This is a genomic window from Arthrobacter sp. MW3 TE3886 (assembly GCF_041262145.1).
Taxonomy (GTDB): domain Bacteria; phylum Actinomycetota; class Actinomycetes; order Actinomycetales; family Micrococcaceae; genus Arthrobacter.
The window spans coordinates 2,821,044-2,838,889 of the sequence record NZ_JBGCAN010000001.1 but is presented as its reverse complement, the minus strand read 5'-3'; the positions used below and the strand labels follow the sequence as shown (position 1 = coordinate 2,838,889).

Genomic DNA, 17,846 nt, shown 5'->3' with positions numbered 1-17,846 from the left:
AGGGGTCAGAACCTGAGAATGTTCAGTTCCGCGGCCGGCTCGAAACCAAGCCGTGCGTAAAAGTCGCGTGATTCGTCGGAGGGGGAAAGCACCATCCGTACGGCAGTGATGCTTTGCGCGAACCGGATCGAGGCGTGCACGAGCCGGCCGCCGACTCCGGCGTTCCGAAACTCCGGAAGGACGTATGCGTTGCCCAGATAGACCCACCGGGACGATTCCGTCCCCGGTTTGGGCATCCGCTCGAAAATCATCAGGTTGAGCATCCCGACTAGTTCGCCACCGTAGTCGGCCACGAAGAACTTTCGGGGACTGGCAGTCATCCACTCTCTAAAGGCGGCATCGAAGGCTGGATCGTTGATGAGCGCAGGGTCCTGTTCCGCCGCCCACGTGGCCCTTAGCGCCGCAAGGCCGGGCACATCGTCTGGGCGCCCTTCGCGAATGATGAACATGGAAGTACCGTACTTTGGCGGTGCGTCCGCCCCAGGCACCCCGTCCGTTAGAGTCGGACCCATGAAACGGGCTGTGATCCTTGGAGGCACTGGCGTTCTCGGCCGCGCAATTGCGTGGCGGCTGATCCGTGCCGGCTGGGCCGTGGACATGACGGGCCGGGACCGGACCAAGATGCCGGCTGACCTGGCTGCCGCCGGTGCCCGATTTATCGCCGCCGAACGTCGTGACGACGACGCCCTGGCCGGGCTGATGGCCGGTGGTGCCGATCTCCTCGTGGACGCGGTGTGTTACGCGGAGGCCGATGCCCGGCAACTCCTGCCGCACCTGGCCGCGGTGACCTCCGCCGTCATGCTCTCGAGCAAGGCCGTGTACGTCGACGCCGCCGGCAACCACGTCAATTCCGATATACCGCCCCGCTTTGAGGCGCCCATCCTCGAGGGCAATCCGACTATGCGGCCGGGAGCCGGGGAATACCGTTCCCGGGAAGGCTATGGCGCGAACAAGGTGGCCGCAGAGCACACCCTCCTGGACAGCGGCCATCCGGTGACAGTGATCCGGGCCTCCAAGGTACATGGTGAGGGCGCGGCCCTGCCCCGGGAATGGATGTTCGTCAAACGGGTGCTCGACCGGCGCCCGGCCGTATTCCTGGCCCATGCGGGGCAGGGTGCGGACCACACGACGGCAGCGGTGAACACGGCGGCCCTCGTGGAACGGGTGGCCGCCGTGCCCGCGGCACGGATCCTCAACAGCGCTGATCCAGATGCGCCGAATGCCCGGGAGATCGCGGCAGCAATCGCCCGCCACTTGGGCCACCATTGGGAAGAGGTGCTCTTGGATGACAGCGCACCCGCGGGCCTCGGCGACCACCCTTGGGATTTCCGGCCCCCGCTGGTACTCAGCACCAAGGCCTCCCTCGACCTGGCCTATGAGCCGGTGGGGACATACGCCCAGACCATCCCGCATCAGGTGGACTGGCTGGTGAAGGCGGCAGCGGCCGGAGCCATGCCGGGAACCGACGATCCGTCCCTCGGGCACTATCTCGACTACAGCCGTGAAGAGCAGTTCACCGCTGGTTCCGCCCTGCGGACACGCCAACGTCCCCTGTGAGGGGCTACAGGTTTGAGGGGCTAAGGGCTTAAGGGGCTAGGGGTTTGTCGACGAGAATGGCGGCCTGCGGATGTTTTTCCGTGGCTCGCGGTGAACGCACCAGCTGGGCGCGCATCGCAAAGCCCTGTTCCGTGAACCGGAGCGCCACCTCGTCGGGGGCGTGCAGTTCCGTGCGGAGCTGGACGTCATGTCCGTAGGCGCGGTCAATCGTGTGGTGGCCGCTGCCGGCGTGGAAAGCGACGAGCGCCGAACCGCCCGGGCGGAGCGCTCTCCAGAACTCGCGCGCGATCGCCGGCAGCGCCGTCGGGGGAGAGTGGATGATCGAATACCAGGCGAGGACGCCGTCCGCAGCTGCGTCGGATTTGGGCAGGTCCGCCAGCTCTCCGACTTCGAACAGCAGCCCGGGATGCAGTTCTTGCGCGACCCGGACCATTTCGGGCGACACGTCGACACCGCTGACGTTCAGCCCGGCATGGCCGAGGTAACCGGTCATTCGTCCGGTGCCGCATCCGACGTCGATCACCGTCCGGTCCGCCGTGGCGCGCAGGTGCGCTATGAAATGGTCCACCATGGCCATATCCAGCTCGGCCTCGAAGCTGGTATCCGGGATCACCGCTGAATAAGTCTCGGCGACCGTGTCGTACGCGGATCTGACGTCCATCAAATTTTCGTGGTTTGCCATCAACCGAGCCTAACGGCCATGGCCGGCGAACCCGTGGCGTCCATTTCTTACGTCATGCAACGGGTCCGTGACGCGTTGTGTCGCTGCGCGACAGTGCGTTGCGGCCGGCTTGGGAACCCGTATCCGCGGTGGTTGATTTGGGGCTACCAGCGCCCGAAAGGACCCGCCATGACGGAACAAACTGATCTCAGCCCGACGACACTCCGCCACGTTCTTGGACACTTCGCCACCGGGCTGACGTTGATCACCGCAGCAACCCAGCACGGGCCGGCCGGTTTCACCGCGGAACAGCCGTGCCCGGCAACAGGCGCCCACTGGCTGGATGGGTGGGTCGTCTTCGGTAACACGGACCCGTAACGGCCGACGCCGTATCCCCTCCGGCGTCGGCCACGCCGCGCTGGCGTAAGATGGAAGGACCCGTTGACCCCGGCCGCGGGCGGTGCGAACCGCCGTCGGTACGGATCACGGCGACAGACCATATTCATACTGGAGGGGACCAGAGGCCCGCGGGCCAACACCATGACTGAAGCAGCGAACGGCAAGGCCCGGTTCAGCGCCCGAGAACGCACCGCAGGGGAATTTCCCCACTCCCTACCAGGGCTGCGGACGGAGGTGGTCTTGTTCGACGACTCAGAGCAGATGGTCCAGTCGCTGGGCAGCCATGACGAAGCCTTAAGATTCATCGAAAACCAGTTCCCCGCCGTCGATTTCCACGTCCGGGGCAACGAGCTTGCGATCAGCGGGCCTGCCGCCGACGTGCCGCGCATCATGCGCCTGCTCAATGAGGTGCGCGGGCTGGTGGCCCGAGGCACCGTCATCACCCCGGCCGTGCTGCAGCAGCTCGTCTCCATGCTCCGCAGCCAGTCACTGCAGAACCCCGTGGAAGTGCTGACCACCAACATCCTCTCCACCCGCGGGAAGACCATCCGGCCCAAGACGCTGAACCAGAAGAACTATGTGGACGCGATCGACGCGAACACGGTCATCTTCGGGATCGGGCCGGCCGGTACCGGCAAGACCTACCTGGCAATGGCCAAGGCAGTCCAGGCCCTGCAGCAGAAGGAAGTCAGCCGCATCATCCTGACCCGTCCTGCCGTCGAGGCGGGGGAGCGGCTCGGCTTCCTGCCGGGCACCCTGAGCGACAAGATCGACCCCTACCTGCGGCCGCTCTACGACGCCCTGCACGACATGATGGACCCCGAATCCATTCCCCGCCTCATGGCCGCCGGCACCATCGAGGTCGCCCCGCTGGCCTACATGCGGGGCCGCACGCTCAACGATGCCTTCATCATCCTCGATGAGGCCCAGAACACCACGCCGGAGCAGATGAAGATGTTCCTGACCCGTCTGGGCTTCGGCTCCAAGATGGTGGTCACCGGCGACATCACCCAGGTGGACCTGCCCTTCGGCACCCGCTCGGGGCTCAGGATTGTCGAGGAGATCCTGCAGGGAATCGAGGACGTCAACTTCTCGATCCTGGATGCCTCCGACGTCGTTCGGCACCGCCTCGTGGGGGATATCGTCAACGCGTACAGCATCTGGGACGAAGTCCAAAGGAACCGGGTCAAGCACTCCGTTGCCCGGGAAACGCGGGGAGAACACGCATGAGCATTGAGGTTAACAACGAATCCGGCGTCGTCGTGGACGAGTCCGAGCTCGTGGCGCTGTCGCGTTTCATCTTCGAAAGCCTCTACATCCACCCGCAGGCGGAGCTGTCCATCCTGCTGGTGGACGAACCCGCCATGGAAAAGCTGCACCTCGAACTGATGGACGAGCCCGGCTCCACCGACGTCCTCTCGGTCCCCATGGACGAGTTGACGCCGGGCACGCCGGACAAGCCGACACCGCAGGGCATGCTCGGCGACATCGCCATCTGCCCCCAGGTGGCCGAGGTCCAGGCCCGCAACGCCGGCCACTCCACCCAGGACGAGATGCTGCTGCTGACCACGCACGGCATCCTGCACCTGCTGGGCTATGACCACGCCGAGCCGGAAGAGAAGGAAGAGATGTTCGGGCTGCAGCGCGAACTCCTGACAGCCTTCACCGGCAAAGCAGCCCCGTCCGAGACGGTTCAGTGACCCCACTGATCCTCGCCGGCATGGCGCTGGTGTTCCTTAGCTTTGCCGCAGTGCTCACCGCCGCCGAGTCCGCCTTCAACTTCCTGCCCCGGCACGACGCCGAACAGGCGGTCCTGAACAGCAGGGGCACCTCGCTCAAACGCATCCTGGCCCATCCCGTGGGGCACATGCGCGCCCTGCGGTTCTGGCGGGTCTGGTTCGAGATGGCCGCCGCCGTGGCCGTCACCGTCCTCCTCTACAGCATGCTGGACAACGTCTGGCTGGCCGGGCTGGCGGCCACCGGCATCATGGCGCTGGTCGGCTTCGTGATCGTCGGCGTGTCCCCCCGGCAGCTCGGCCGGGTCCATTCCGCCGCCCTGGTCCGGTTCAGCGCCCCGCTGGTCCGGTCCCTCTATGCCGTGCTCGGCCCGATCCCGGGCTGGCTGGTGCGGCTCGGCAGCGTCGTAGCGCCCGGCGCGCCGGCCGACAGCGAGGCGTTCTTCAGCGAGGAGGAATTCCGCGAACTCGTGGACCGGGCCACCGAGTCCGACGTGATCGAGGACAACGAGGCCGAGCTGATCCAGTCGGTCTTCGACTTCGGGGACACCCTGGTCCGCTCCGTCATGGTGCCGCGGACCGACATCCTCACGATCGACTCCGGATCCAGCCTGCACCGTGCGATGTCGCTGTTCCTGCGCTCCGGGTATTCGCGGATCCCGGTCATCGGCGAAAACACGGACCAGATCCTGGGCATTGTGTACCTGAAGGACGTTGCCGCCTCGCTCCACAACCTCGGCCCGGACGAGGAACCCCCGGTCGTGGACGAGGTGGCCCGCGAGGTCCGCTACGTGCCGGACTCGAAGCTCGTCAGTGACCTGCTGCGCGAACTCCAGAAAGAATCCACGCACGTTGCGATCGTCATTGACGAATACGGCGGAACTGCGGGGCTGGTCACGCTCGAGGACCTCATCGAGGAAATCGTCGGCGAAATCGTGGACGAATACGACACCGAAAGCGCCGAGGCCGTGGCCCTGGGGGACGGAAGCTACCGGGTCAGCGCCCGCATGAGCATCGATGACCTCGGCGAACTCTTCGACCTCGAGCTCGACGACGACGAAGTAGACACCGTGGGCGGCCTGCTCGCCAAGGCCCTCGGGCGGGTGCCGATTGTCGGCAGCACCGTCCAGGTCCACGGACTGTCACTCCGCGCCGACCGGCTGGAGGGCCGGCGGAACCGCGTCAGCCACATCATTGCGGCCGCCGTGGCAAAAGAACAAACTGACCTTGAAGACCTTCTCGACGAGGCCGCACCAATCCAACAGGGAGTCTCACGTGAGCAAGCAGAATAAGTCCGACGGCGAAGCAGCCTACGGCGGCTACCGCGCCGGTTTCTCGGTGCTGGTCGGGCGGCCCAATGCGGGCAAGTCCACCCTCACCAACGCCCTGGTCGGCCAAAAAGTCGCGATCACCTCGGCCAAGCCCCAGACCACGCGCCACACAATCCGTGGCATCGTGCACCGGGACGACGCCCAGCTGATCCTCGTCGACACCCCGGGCCTGCACCGCCCGCGCACGCTGCTGGGGAAGCGGCTGAACGAACTGGTCGCCGACACCCTCGCCGAGGTCGACGCGATCGGCTTCTGCCTGCCGGCCAACGAGAAGATCGGCCCCGGGGACAAGTTCATTGCCGCCCAGCTCGCCGCCATCCCCAACAAGCCCATCATCGCGATCGTGACCAAGGCCGACACCGTGGACCGCCAGGCCCTCACCGAGCAGCTGCTCGCCGTCGCCGCCCTGGGCCGCGAGGTCCTCGGCGAGGAGGGCTGGAAGGACATCGTCCCGGTCTCCGCCACGGACGGATTCCAGGTCGACACCCTTGCCGACGTCCTGATCGGCCACATGCCGGCGTCGCCGCCGCTGTACCCGGACGGTCACCTGACGGACGAACCGGAAGCGGTGATGATCGCCGAACTCATCCGGGAAGCAGCCCTCGAAGGCGTCCGCGACGAATTGCCGCACTCCCTGGCGGTCGTCGTCGATGAGATCGTTCCGCGGGAAGGCCGTCCCGAAGACCGGCCGTTCCTGGACGTCCGCGTCAACCTGTACGTCGAGCGCCCCTCCCAGAAGGCCATCATCATCGGCAAGGGCGGCGCCAGGCTCCGCGAGGTCGGGACCAACGCGCGCAAGGCGATCGAGGCGCTGCTCGGTGCCCGGATCTACCTCGACCTGCACGTCAAGGTCGCCAAGGACTGGCAGCGCGACCCGAAGCAGCTCGTCAAACTGGGGTTCTGAACCGGGCTGTTCCTGGGCCACTATTTTGGCCGTTGGGCCCTTCCCGCCGCTCCCAAGACAGGGCCATCGGCGTTTTCTCAGATTCGGACTCTAAAATGGGCTGACTCCCCGTTCGTTTAGGAAGGCTCAACAAGTGGTTCGACCCCGCGACAACCGTGCCGACGGATCCGCCCCGCCGGCCCGGTCAACGGCCGCTGCCCGGCACACGGCCGATCCCGCCGTTGGTCCGGCCCGCCACCTCGGCTCCGCCCGCCGGACCCCCACCTGGCTGAAAGTCTTCACGGGCGTGGTGGCCGTGCTTTTGGTCGGCGTGATCGCTTTCGGCGCCTACTGGGCCATCCGGCTCCAGGGCAACCTCACCAAGGCCCCGCTGAGCGCCGGCAGCACCAAGACCGAGGGTGCCGTGAACGATTCGACGGACCGGATGCAGATCCTGATCCTTGGCTCGGACACGCGCGACGGGAAGAACTCGCAGTACGGCACCAGCGATGACGCGACCGGCTACGGGCACTCGGATGTGATGATGCTGATGGACATCTCCGCGGACAACAAGCGGGTCAACGTGGTCAGCTTCCCCCGCGACCTGCTGGTCGATATCCCCAAATGCAAGGACCCGAAAACCAACAAGGAGTACCCGGCCCAGACCGGTGTCATGATCAACTCGGCAATGTCCGAGGCCGGCATCGGCTGCGCCGTGGACACCGTCAATAAGCTCACCGGCCTGGAAATCGACCACTTCATGATGGCCGACTTCAACGCCGTCAAGGAACTCTCCAACGCCGTCGGCGGCGTGTCAGTGTGTGTCAGCGACGCCGTATACGACCCCGATTCGAAGCTGCGGCTGCCCAAGGGCACCTCCACCGTCCAGGGCGAGCAGGCCTTGTCCTTCGTCCGCACCCGGCACGCCTTCGGCGACGGCGGCGACCTCGGCCGGATCAAGGCCCAGCAGGGCTTCCTGTCGGCCCTGACCCGGAAGATCAAGGACGACGGCACGCTCACCAACCCGGCCCGGATGCTTGGCATCGCGGACGCGATCACCAAGAACCTGACCATCGACGACGGCCTGGCCTCGGTGCCGACATTGCTGACCGTGGGCAACCGGCTCAAGAACATCGACGTCGGCAAGGTAGCCTTCGTTGCCACCCCGACAGTCCCGGCCGAAGCGGACATCAACCGGCTGCAGCTGGCCGAGCCCGCGGCATCCCAGCTGTTCGCCGCCATGCGCAACGACGTGGACTTGACGGATCCGACCGCGAAGCCGAGCACTTCCCCGAGTGCCAGCGCCACGCCGACGCCGACTCCCAGCCCCACCGCCCCGGCGTATGACAAGACGCTGCAGCCCGTCACCGTGGCCAACGGCTCGGGCGTTCCGGCCCGGACCCAGGAAATCATGCAGGCCATCAAGGGCGCCGGCTTCACCCAGGTGGGCCAGTTGACGGCTCCGCCCGTCGCCGCGACGGCGGTCTACTACGGTGCGGACTCCGCTGACGTGGCCGCGGACGTCGCGGCCCTGCTCGGCGTGGCGCCGGATCGGGTGCTCCCGGCCGCCGGAGTAACCGGGGTCCAGGTCTACCTGGGCAGTGACTTCGCCAACGGGACGCCGACCGCCGCCGCTGCTGCCCCGCAGCTGCCCAAGGACATCGTGAACCAGACCGCCGGCGACACCGTCTGCCAGCAGGCCAACCCGGAACTGATCACGCGCTAACCCCGCCCGCAAAAAAGGGTCCCCGTTCAGACTTCCCTGAACGGGGACCCTTTTTCTGGTCAGGGGTTTTGGGCGACGGCCTGCGGAGGTGTTGTTTCGGCGCCGCAGCCGTCGCAGCAGGCCTGCTCCGTGGCCGCCCGGCTACGCTGGTGCCTCCGAAGATCCCGTGCCCGGCGTCTCCCGCTCATGGCGCTCCGGCTGGAGGGCTGAGACGGCGTTTCGGACGAGTCTCAGGTAAGAGTCGTTGGTGTACAGGCCGTGGGTGTATAGCTCCAAGGCCGGCAGAGCGAGACGGAGCAGCATTTGCTGCTGTGAAGCCGGCAGCCCGAGGGTGCGTTCAATGTGCGGTCCCATGGTTATCAAGCCCACGACCATCGTGGCGGTCAGGACGGCCAGCGCCCGCGGGTCGTCGGAGGGGCGCATCGTGCCGTCCGAAATGCCGGCCCTGATGATCGTCTCGCTCTCATCGGTAAGGACGTCGATGAACCGGGCTGCGGCGGGTGTGTTCTCAGCCACGACGCGTCCGAGGTAGCTAATCTGTGCCTGATAGCTGCCGGGGTCAGCCTGGTAGGAGCGCATAACCTCGCCCATGCCCTCCAGCGTGGCCTTTTCACGGGCCCACCCCACCAGCGCTTGGAGCACGTAGTCGTCGCATGCCTGGCGAAGTTCTTCTTCGCTTCCGAAAAGCTCAACGATTTCATTGGTCGTGACGCCTGCAGCGTGTGCGATCTCGTCCAGCCCCGGTCGGCCGAACCCGACGGTCGCATAGTGGGAGACGGCCGCATCGCGGATCCTCGTTCCCGCGCCGTCGCCCCCTTGACCGCCGGATAAGGGGGCAGCTCCCGTCCGGTCTTCTGCCAGCAATGCCGATTGGACGAACAACCGGATCAGTCTGCCCACCGCGAACACGTTCCCTCCGCTGGATCCGAGTCCCTTATGTTCAGTGAATACTCTGCCCCGGCAGGGCGACAGAGAACAAAGCCCTCATTAGGGACGGCAGTGGGGCGGGGTGCTCCGGCCGGACCCGGGGCCCGCGGCATCCGCATCACCCCGGGTCCTCTGGTCACCAGATGCTGACGCGCTCCTGCGGTGCCATCCACATGCCGTCCCGGTCCGTGACGCCGAACGCTGCATGGAAGGCGTCAAGGTTCTTGGCGATGGCGTTGGTGCGGAACTCGTTGGGGGAGTGCGGATCCGTGGCGAGCCGGCGGATGGCCTCTTCAGTCCGGATGACCTGCCGCCACCCCGCGGCCCAGGACGCGAAGAACCGCTGCACCCCGGTCATGCCGTCGAGCACCGGCGGTTCCTGCCCGTCGAGGCTGATCAGGTAGGCCTTATAGCCGATGGCGAGGCCGCCCAGGTCGCCGATGTTCTCGCCCAGGGTCAGCTTGCCGTTGACGGTGTGGCCGGGGGCGGCCGTGGGGGAGAGGGCATCGAACTGCGCCACGAGCCGGGAGGTCAGAGCCTCGAAGGCGGTGCGGTCGTCCTCGGTCCACCAGTTGCGCAGCAGGCCGCTGCCGTCGTACTGCGAGCCCTGGTCATCGAAGCCGTGGCCGATTTCATGGCCGATCACGGCACCGATGCCGCCGTAGTTGACGGCGTCATCGGCGTCGGCAGTGAAGAACGGGGGCTGCAGCATGGCAGCGGGAAACACGATCTCGTTCAGGAGCGGATGGTAGTAGGCGTTGACCGTCTGCGGCGTCATCAGCCACTTCTCGCGGTCCACGGGCTTGCCGACCTCGTCGAGGTGGCGGTCGACGTCGGCGCTGTGCGCACGCTCCACGTTCCCGAGCAGATCGGCGGGGTCGATCTCCACGGCGGAGTAGTCAATCCACTTGTCCGGGAAGCCGATCTTGGCGCGGAATGAATCCAGCTTCTTCAGGGCCTCGAGCTTGGTTGCCTCGCCCATCCAGGCCAGCCCCGTGATGGACTCCCGGTACGCCTCGATCAGGTTGGCCACGAGGGTCTGCATGCGCGCCTTGTGCCCCTCCGGGAAATGTTCGGCCACGTAGATCTGGCCGACCGCCTCCCCGAGGGCCGCCTCGACCACCGCGACGCCGCGCTTCCAGCGGTCCTTGATCCGCGGCGTACCGCTCAGGGTGGTGCCATAAAACGCGAAGTTCGCGTCCACGAACTCGGAGGACAGGTACGGGGCGGCCGCGCTGACCACCCGCATGGCGAGCCATTCCTGCCAGGTCGCCAGCGGTTCGGAGTCCAGCAGCGAGGCCGCGCCGGAGAAGAAATCCGGGGTGCTCACCACCAGCTCGGCACGCTTTTCCGGCTCTATGCCGGCCGCGTCGAACCAGTCGGCCAGCAGGGGGAACAGCTCCGCCGCTTCCTCCGCGGACTTCAAGTTGTACGTCTTTTGCGGATTCCGCAATGTCACGTTGTCCCAGTGGTGCGAGGCAAGCGCAGTTTCCAGCGCCACCACGCGGCCGGCCGCCCCCTCGGGGTCGGCCACGTCCGCGAGGCCCAGCATGGCCCCCACATGTGCACGGTAGGCCTGGACCATCGGGGCGAACTTCGCCTCCCGGTAGTAGGACTCATCGGGCAGGCCCAGGCCGCCCTGGCCGGTGTAGAGCAGGACCCGGTCCGGGTTTCCGGCATCCGGGGCGGGGTAAATGTAGAAAAGGCCGGAGACGTCGGCGCGGAACAGCCGCCCGGCCAGCGCCACGAGAGCGGGCACCGACGTCGTCGCGAACACCTCCGCCAGCCGCGCCCGGAGCGGGTCCAGGCCCTTGGCCTCGACCGCCGCTTCGTCCATGAAGCTGTTGTACAGGTCCCCGATCTTGCGCTCGATGCCGGTAGCCTCCGCGCCGCGTGCGGCGGCCTGCTCGATGATCTCCTTCACCGCGAGCTCCGACGCGTCGCGCAGGGCGGTAAACGTGCCTTCCAGCGGCCGGTCGTCCGGGATGACCGTGCTGTTGAGCCAGCCGCCATTCACATGCTGGTACAGGTCATCCTGCGGGCGGACGCTGGCGTCGATGGTGGACAGATCGATCCCCGAAAGTGGCACGGATGCTCCTTTGAGAGGCAGTCCGGCCCGGAGCGTTTGCCGGCGCACGGTCTGCATGGTGGACGTTACGGTGGTCTGGCTCCTTCATCTTACGCACCCGTGTTACTGTGAAAAGGTGCGCGCAGAACTGCTCCTTCTTAGCTGCCGCGGCGAGGCCTCAGACGCGATCTAGCGCAAGGCCCACCCTCGCTGCGGAGTTTGTGTTGCCCGGCCACCCTTTCACCAAGAATCACAGAAAAGGCCCCGATTGTAATGCGAAACGCACAGAAGCCCTCAGGAATGCCGGTCCACCGTTACGTCCCGTTCCAGGACCAGATCACCGTTGAACTGCCGGACCGCACCTGGCCGGACAAGGTCATCACCAAGGCCCCGCGCTGGTGCGCCGTGGACCTCCGCGACGGCAACCAGGCCCTCATTGACCCCATGAGCCCGGCCCGCAAGCTGAAGATGTTCGACCTGCTGGTCCGGATGGGCTACAAGGAGATCGAGGTCGGGTTCCCCTCGGCATCGCAGACCGACTTCGACTTCGTCCGGCAGCTGATCGAGGGCAACCACATCCCCGACGACGTCACGATCCAGGTGCTGACCCAGGCCCGCGAGCACCTGATCGAGCGGACCTACGAGTCCCTGGTCGGGGCGAAGCAGGCAATCGTCCACCTCTACAACTCCACGTCCGTCCTGCAGCGCCGGGTGGTCTTCAACCAGGACGAAGACGGCATCCTGGACATCGCCCTGCAGGGTGCACGGCTGTGTAAGAAGTACGAGGAAACCCTCGCCGATACACACATCACCTACGAGTACTCGCCCGAGTCCTTCACCGGCACCGAGCTGGAGTACGCGATCCGGGTCTGCAACGCGATTGCCGACGTCTTCGAGGCCTCGGCGGACCGGCAGGTCATCATCAACCTGCCCGCCACGGTGGAAATGGCCACCCCCAATGTCTACGCCGACTCCATCGAGTGGATGAGCCGGAACCTGCACCCGCGCGAAGGCATCATCCTGTCCCTGCACCCGCACAACGACCGCGGCACCGGCGTCGCCGCCGCCGAGCTGGGCTACCTGGCCGGCGCAGACCGGATCGAGGGCTGCCTCTTCGGGAACGGCGAACGGACCGGCAACGTGGACCTGGTGACGCTGGGCCTGAACATGTTCGTCCAGGGCATCGACCCGATGATCGATTTCTCCGACATCGACGAAATCCGCCGCACGGTGGAGTACTGCAACCAGCTGCCCGTGGCCGAGCGGTCCCCGTACGGCGGAGACCTCGTCTTCACGGCGTTCTCCGGCTCGCACCAGGACGCGATCAAGAAGGGCCTGGAGGCCCTCGAAAAGGACGCGGCCGCGGCGGGCAAGGACGTGGCCGACTACACCTGGCAGGTCCCCTACCTGCCGGTGGACCCGAAGGACCTTGGCCGCAGCTACGAGGCGGTCATCCGGGTCAACTCACAGTCCGGCAAGGGCGGCGTCGCGTACCTGCTCAAGAACGAGCACAGCCTGGACCTGCCGCGCCGCGCCCAGATCGAGTTCTCCGGCGTCATCCAGAAGCGGACCGACACGGTTGGCGGAGAAGTCAGCGGACCCCAGCTGTGGCAGGTCTTCCAGGACGAGTACCTGCCCTCGGGCTCTGCCGACAGGCAGTGGGGCCGCTACGCCCTCGGCTCGATCAGCACCGAGACGGACGAAGACGGCGACATGACCCTGACCGCCGCCCTGAAGATCGACGGGACCCAGGTCCGCCGGACCGGGACCGGCAACGGCCCCATCGCGGCCCTGCTGAGCATCCTGCGGGAGGACGGCGTGGACGTCCGGGTCCTGGACTACAGCGAACACGCACTCTCCGAGGGCGGCAGCGCCCTCGCCGCCGCGTACGTCGAATGCGCCGTGGGTGAGCGCGTGCTCTGGGGCGTGGGGATTGACGCCAACACGAGCACGTCCGCCCTCAAGGCCGTCATCTCGGCCGTGAACCGCGCCATCCGGGACGCCCGCGCCTGATCCGACCCTGCCTGAACTGAACCTGCCTGATCCGTCCGCGGACGGGCGGGCACTGTTGAACCAACACATACGGCGCCGCCGGAACACTCCGGCGGCGCAGTTTTTTGCCAACGCGTTTCACCTCGGCGGTGCTGCCCATGCCGTGATTCCGCAAAGACAGTGCGAAGATTAACTGTGGTCCAACAATCCTTCGCAGCGCGCGCCTACCGTGATGACGCCGTCGTACTGCGCACCCACAAGCTGGGCGAGGCCGACCGGATCATCACCCTGCTGACCAAGCACCACGGCCAGGTGCGGGCGGTGGCCAAGGGCGTCCGGCGCACCAGCAGCCGGTTCGGTGCCAGGCTGGAACCGTTCATGGTAGCCGATCTCCAGCTGATTTCCGGGCGCACCCTGGACGTCGTCACGCAGGCCGTGGCCAAGGGCGCCTACGGCGGAAACATCGCCGCGGACTATGGCCGGTACACGGTGGCGGCCGCCATGACCGAGACGGCTGAGAAGCTCACGGACGTCGACGGCGAAGCCGGAACCGCCCAATACAACCTGCTGGTAGGTGCCCTCGCGTCCCTGAGCCGGGGCGACCACGCCCCCGAACTCATCCTGGATTCCTACCTGCTCCGCGCCCTCGCGACCGGCGGCTGGGCGCCCAGCTTCACCGACTGCGCCCGGTGCGGCGCGCCCGGGCCGCACACCGCCTTTTCCGCGCCGCTTGGCGGCATGGTCTGCCACGCGTGCCGGCCGCCGGGATCGCCCGCCCCGGCCCCGGAGACGGTGCTCCTGATGGGTGCCCTGCTCACCGGGAACTGGACGACGGCGGACGCCTCCGCGTCCGTCCACCGCCGGGAAGCGGCCGGGCTGGTGGCCAGCTACCTCCAGTGGCACCTGGAACGAGTCCTGAAATCCCTCAAACATGTGGAGCGAACGTAAAAGTGGCATTGGGAAGAAGCTTGGGAAAGAACCTGGAGAAGAGCCAGGCGAAACAGGCCAACGGCCGGCGGCGGACCACCCCGGTGGTGGCTCCGTATCCGCACCCGTCCGGCGCTGTTCCGCCCGCGATTCCCGCGGAGTTCATCCCGAGGCATGTGGCGATCGTCATGGACGGCAACGGGCGCTGGGCTAACCAGCGCGGCCTGCCGCGGATCGAGGGCCACAAGGCGGGGGAGCCTGCGCTGCTGGACGTCATGGCCGGCGCGATCGAGCTGGGGATCGAGCACGTGAGCGTGTACGCCTTCTCCACCGAGAACTGGCGGCGGTCCCCCGAGGAGGTGCGCTTCCTGATGGGCTTCAACAAGGACGTGCTGCGCCGGCAGCGGAACCAACTCGACGACTGGGGGGTTCGCATCCGCTGGTCCGGGAGGCGTCCGAAACTGTGGGGCTCGGTGATCCGCGAGCTTGAAGAGGCCGAGGACTACACCCGCGGCAACAGCACCTGCACCCTGAACATGTGCGTCAACTATGGCGGGCGCGCCGAGATCGCCGACGCCGTCGCCGCGATCGCCGAGGAAGTGGCGCAGGGCCGGCTCAAGCCGGGCGCCATCACCGAGCGGACCATCCAGAAGTTCCTGGACGAGCCCGACCTGCCCGACGTTGACCTGTTCCTGCGCAGCTCGGGGGAACAGCGGCTGTCCAATTTCATGCTGTGGCAGTCGGCCTACGCCGAGTTCGTGTTCCTGGATACCCTGTGGCCGGACGTGGACCGCCGGACCCTGTGGGACGCCGTCGAGATCTACGCACAGCGGGACCGCCGCTACGGTGGAGCCATCGATGCCGCTCCCGCCGCGGGCGGCCAGGTCAGCTGATCCGCGTCAATCGTAGACGTATGCCCTAATCCACCGGGACAGCCGGGCATAGGCGTCCGCGCGGACCCGCGGGGCGGAGAGGAAAACGTCATGCAGGGCGCCGTCAATCCGCTCCAGCGTGACGGTGCGGCCCAGGCTGAGCGCGCGGAGGGCGATCGTGTTCACGTCCAGGACCGCGTCTGTGCGGCGCATCGACTCCTTCCAGAACATCCCGTTGGCGCTGGCGCCCGAGATGAGCACCAGGATGGGTACATCGATGTTCAGGCCACGGGCGACCCTGGACTGTCCGGCGAGCACGGCGCTGAGCCAGCCGGCGCGGACCGGAAAGGCATGCGGCGGGCGGTAGGCATCGTCCAGGGCCCATTCGCCCTCCGCGGCGCTGCTGATGCTGCGCCAGTAGAAGGCCCGCTCGGGCAGCCGGATCACTGACTCTGGCCAGAACCGGGCGAACGGCTCCACCATGGTCCGCGCGGCCCGGCGCAGGGCGGGGCTGCCGTGGACTTCCAGCCACGGGCTGTCCAGGACCAGCTGTGACACCACCCCCGGATGCCGGTCGGCCCACAGCGCAGCGATCAGGCCGCCGGTGGAGTGTCCCATCAGCGTCACCTGCGGAGCCGCACCGGCGGGCCGGAGCGAGCCGATGATCCCGATCGCTGCGGTGATTTCGGCGTCGTAGTTGTCCAGGTCCGCGACGTAGCCGCCGTGGGTGCCGGGGCGCAGGCTGCGGCCATGGTTGTGCATGTCGAGGGCGAAAAACTCAAACCCCTGCCCCGCCCAGAATTCCGCGAGCTCCTCATTGAAGAAATAGTCACTCCAGCCGTGCAGGAACAGCACGGCCCGGGCCGGCAGCCCCGAGGGTGCCGGCGGGAGCGGGGTATGGCGGACCAGGGTGGCAGTGCGCAGCACACCGTCGGGGCCGGCGGCCTCGAAGGCGCACGCCTGGAAATCATCCCCCAGAATGTCGGTCCGCCACTGCATCGACTTTCCTCCTGCGCTGCTTACTCTGTGCTTGCTGCGTGCCGGCTATGCCGCGGACGCCGCGGCGCGGCCCGCCGAACGTCCGGAGAAGAGACACCCGCCCAGGAACGTCCCCTCGAGTGCCCGGTAGCCGTGGATTCCGCCGCCGCCAAACCCTGCGGCCTCACCGGCCGCGAACAGCCCGGGCACCGGCTGCCCACCGGCATCCAGGACCCGCGACTGCAGATCCGTCTGCACACCGCCAAGGCTCTTGCGCGTCAGGACCGAGAGCCGGACGGCAAGCAGCGGACCGTGCCGCGGATCCAGCAGCCGGTGCGGCGGCGCCACCCGCATGATCTTGTCGGTGGCGAAGCGCCGCGCTGCCCGGATCGCCGCAAGCTGCGGATCCTTGCCCATCCCGCTGGAAAACTGCCGGTCCCGGTCGCGGATCAGCTGCTCCAGGGCCGCGGGGTCGATGAGCTGCCCGCCCGTCAACTCGTTCATCCGGCCGGCCAGCCCGGCGGGGTCCCGTGCCTGCAGGAAGTCGACCCCGCGGTCCAGGAACAGCTGCAGCGGCGTGTCGCTGCCGGGCTTCAGCCGTGAGGCCAGCCGCCGGACATCCTTGCCCGTGAGATCCGGGTTCTGCTCGGATCCGGACAGCGCGAACTCCTTCAGGGCGATGCTGCGGTTCAGGACGAACCATGAATGGGCATGTCCCGTGGCCAGTATGTGGCGGAGGGCGCCGAGGGAATCGAAGCCCGGAAACAGGGGAGGCGGGAGCATCCGCCCGGTCGCGTCCAGCCACAGGGCCGACGGCCCGGGCAGGATTCGGATGCCGTGCCCCGGCCATACCGGGGCATGGTTGTGGATGCCCTCCGGGTAATGCCACATCCGGTCCCCGTTGATGAGGTGTCCGCCGGCGCGGCCCACGGCGGGGAGGAAATCCCCGTCCACGGATGCCGGCAAGCCACTCAACATCCGCTCCGGCGCCGCGCCGCCCGGCCACTGCTTGCGGACCATATCGTGGTTGCCGCCGATCCCGCCGCTTGTCACCACCACGGCCGCGGCCGCAGCCTCGAAACTCCCGGCCACACGCCGTGAAGAGCTTTCGCCCCGGCGCGCGCCGCTGGCCTCGAGCAGTTCGCCGCGCACGCCGCTGACCCGGCCCGCGGTTTTCACGAGCCCAGTGGCTCGGTGGCGGAAATGGAACGACACGCGGCCGGCAGCTTCGCCTTCGCGCAGTTTGGCAAGGAAGGGGGCCACCAGCGCAGGTCCCGTGCCCCACGCGACATGGAAGCGCGGGACAGTATTGCCGTGGCCGTCCGGACCGTAGCCACCGCGTTCGGCCCACTGCACCAGGGGAAACAGCCCGACGCCCAGCGAGGCGAGCCAGGCGCGCTTCTCCCCGGCGGCGAAGTTCACGTACGCCGCCGCCCAGTCCTTCGCCAGGGCGTCCTCCGGCCGGTCGAAGCCCGCGGACGCATGCCAGTCGGCGAGGGCCAGCTCTTCGCTGTCCCGCACCCCGAGCCGCCGCTGTTCCGGGGTGTTGACCAGGAAAAGGCCGCCGAAGGACCAGTGCGCCTGGCCGCCGACGGAGGCCTCGGGTTCCTGATCGAGCACCGCCACCCGGCGGCCGGCGGCATAGGCCTCGGCCGCGGCCACGAGCCCGGCCAGGCCGGCGCCGACCACCACGACGTCGGCCTCGATCCCGCGCCCTGATGCCCCACGGCCGCCCGTTCCGACACCCTCATCGCTGGTCATGGCTTCATGCTAACTCGCCCCGGTGCCC

16 protein-coding genes are annotated in these 17,846 nt (G+C 67.4%); 10 read left to right on the top strand and 6 right to left on the bottom strand.

All coding sequences use genetic code 11. The features are described from left to right. Positions 1-5: 5 nt before the first annotated feature. Positions 6-449, bottom strand: coding sequence for a GNAT family N-acetyltransferase (locus ABH915_RS12920; RefSeq protein WP_370121852.1), 444 nt, complete (start codon positions 447-449; stop codon positions 6-8). Positions 450-510: 61 nt separating this feature from the next. Between ABH915_RS12920 and ABH915_RS12915 the strand changes: the two genes are divergently transcribed. After that, positions 511-1,557 (top strand): NAD-dependent epimerase/dehydratase family protein, encoded by a 1,047-nt coding sequence (locus tag ABH915_RS12915; protein ID WP_370121850.1) that lies wholly within the window; start codon positions 511-513, stop codon positions 1,555-1,557. A 28-nt stretch (positions 1,558-1,585) separates the two neighbouring features. Here ABH915_RS12915 and ABH915_RS12910 read toward each other — a convergent pair whose 3' ends face one another. Beyond that, positions 1,586-2,239, bottom strand: a complete 654-nt coding sequence (locus ABH915_RS12910; RefSeq protein WP_370121847.1) for a class I SAM-dependent methyltransferase — start codon at positions 2,237-2,239, stop codon at positions 1,586-1,588. 168 nt (positions 2,240-2,407) lie between these two features. On the opposite strand from ABH915_RS12910, the gene ABH915_RS12905 reads away from it, so the two are divergent. From ABH915_RS12905 to ABH915_RS12880, 6 genes are all read left to right on the top strand, one after another. Beyond that, positions 2,408-2,596 (top strand): hypothetical protein, encoded by a 189-nt coding sequence (locus ABH915_RS12905; protein WP_370121844.1) that lies wholly within the window; start codon positions 2,408-2,410, stop codon positions 2,594-2,596. Positions 2,597-2,758: 162 nt separating this feature from the next. After that, positions 2,759-3,847 carry a PhoH family protein gene (locus ABH915_RS12900; protein ID WP_018773096.1) on the top strand — a complete coding sequence of 363 codons (1,089 nt, stop codon included), beginning with the start codon at positions 2,759-2,761 and terminating at the stop codon, positions 3,845-3,847. Further along, the gene (ybeY, locus tag ABH915_RS12895) at positions 3,844-4,317 is read left to right on the top strand and encodes an rRNA maturation RNase YbeY (protein WP_018773095.1); all 474 of its coding nucleotides are present in this window, start codon (positions 3,844-3,846) and stop codon (positions 4,315-4,317) included. Before ABH915_RS12900 ends, ybeY begins: the two co-directional genes overlap by 4 nt. Further along, a complete protein-coding gene (locus ABH915_RS12890; protein WP_370121839.1) occupies positions 4,314-5,645 on the top strand; it encodes a hemolysin family protein in 1,332 nt (443 codons plus the stop codon). Before ybeY ends, ABH915_RS12890 begins: the two co-directional genes overlap by 4 nt. Then, the gene (era, locus tag ABH915_RS12885; RefSeq protein WP_018773093.1) at positions 5,629-6,588 is read left to right on the top strand and encodes a GTPase Era; all 960 of its coding nucleotides are present in this window, start codon (positions 5,629-5,631) and stop codon (positions 6,586-6,588) included. Before ABH915_RS12890 ends, era begins: the two co-directional genes overlap by 17 nt. 133 nt (positions 6,589-6,721) lie before the next feature. Continuing rightward, a complete protein-coding gene (locus ABH915_RS12880) occupies positions 6,722-8,293 on the top strand; it encodes an LCP family protein (RefSeq protein WP_370121835.1) in 1,572 nt (523 codons plus the stop codon). Positions 8,294-8,434: 141 nt separating this feature from the next. Here the strand turns inward: ABH915_RS12880 and ABH915_RS12875 are convergent, their stop codons facing one another. Both ABH915_RS12875 and ABH915_RS12870 read right to left on the bottom strand, forming a co-directional pair. After that, positions 8,435-9,175 carry a TetR/AcrR family transcriptional regulator gene (locus ABH915_RS12875; protein WP_370121833.1) on the bottom strand — a complete coding sequence of 247 codons (741 nt, stop codon included), beginning with the start codon at positions 9,173-9,175 and terminating at the stop codon, positions 8,435-8,437. 181 nt (positions 9,176-9,356) lie between these two features. Beyond that, positions 9,357-11,309, bottom strand: coding sequence for a M13 family metallopeptidase (locus tag ABH915_RS12870; RefSeq protein WP_370121830.1), 1,953 nt, complete (start codon positions 11,307-11,309; stop codon positions 9,357-9,359). Between the two features lie 252 nt (positions 11,310-11,561). On the opposite strand from ABH915_RS12870, the gene leuA reads away from it, so the two are divergent. The 3 genes from leuA to ABH915_RS12855 all read left to right on the top strand — a co-directional run bounded on the left by leuA (position 11,562) and on the right by ABH915_RS12855 (position 15,100). Continuing rightward, positions 11,562-13,301: a 2-isopropylmalate synthase gene (gene leuA / locus ABH915_RS12865; protein ID WP_370121827.1), complete on the top strand. Its 1,740-nt coding sequence runs from the start codon at positions 11,562-11,564 to the stop codon at positions 13,299-13,301. A gap of 174 nt (positions 13,302-13,475) precedes the next feature. Then, the gene (recO, locus tag ABH915_RS12860) at positions 13,476-14,228 is read left to right on the top strand and encodes a DNA repair protein RecO (RefSeq protein ID WP_018773087.1); all 753 of its coding nucleotides are present in this window, start codon (positions 13,476-13,478) and stop codon (positions 14,226-14,228) included. 20 nt (positions 14,229-14,248) lie between these two features. After that, the gene (locus tag ABH915_RS12855) at positions 14,249-15,100 is read left to right on the top strand and encodes an isoprenyl transferase (protein ID WP_018773086.1); all 852 of its coding nucleotides are present in this window, start codon (positions 14,249-14,251) and stop codon (positions 15,098-15,100) included. Between the two features lie 6 nt (positions 15,101-15,106). Here ABH915_RS12855 and ABH915_RS12850 read toward each other — a convergent pair whose 3' ends face one another. Continuing rightward, positions 15,107-16,078, bottom strand: coding sequence for an alpha/beta hydrolase (locus tag ABH915_RS12850; RefSeq protein WP_018773085.1), 972 nt, complete (start codon positions 16,076-16,078; stop codon positions 15,107-15,109). Positions 16,079-16,123: 45 nt separating this feature from the next. Next, on the bottom strand, positions 16,124-17,818 hold the full coding sequence (locus ABH915_RS12845) for an FAD-binding dehydrogenase (protein ID WP_370121822.1): 1,695 nt from the start codon (positions 17,816-17,818) through the stop codon (positions 16,124-16,126). Between the last annotated feature and the right edge of the window lie 28 nt (positions 17,819-17,846).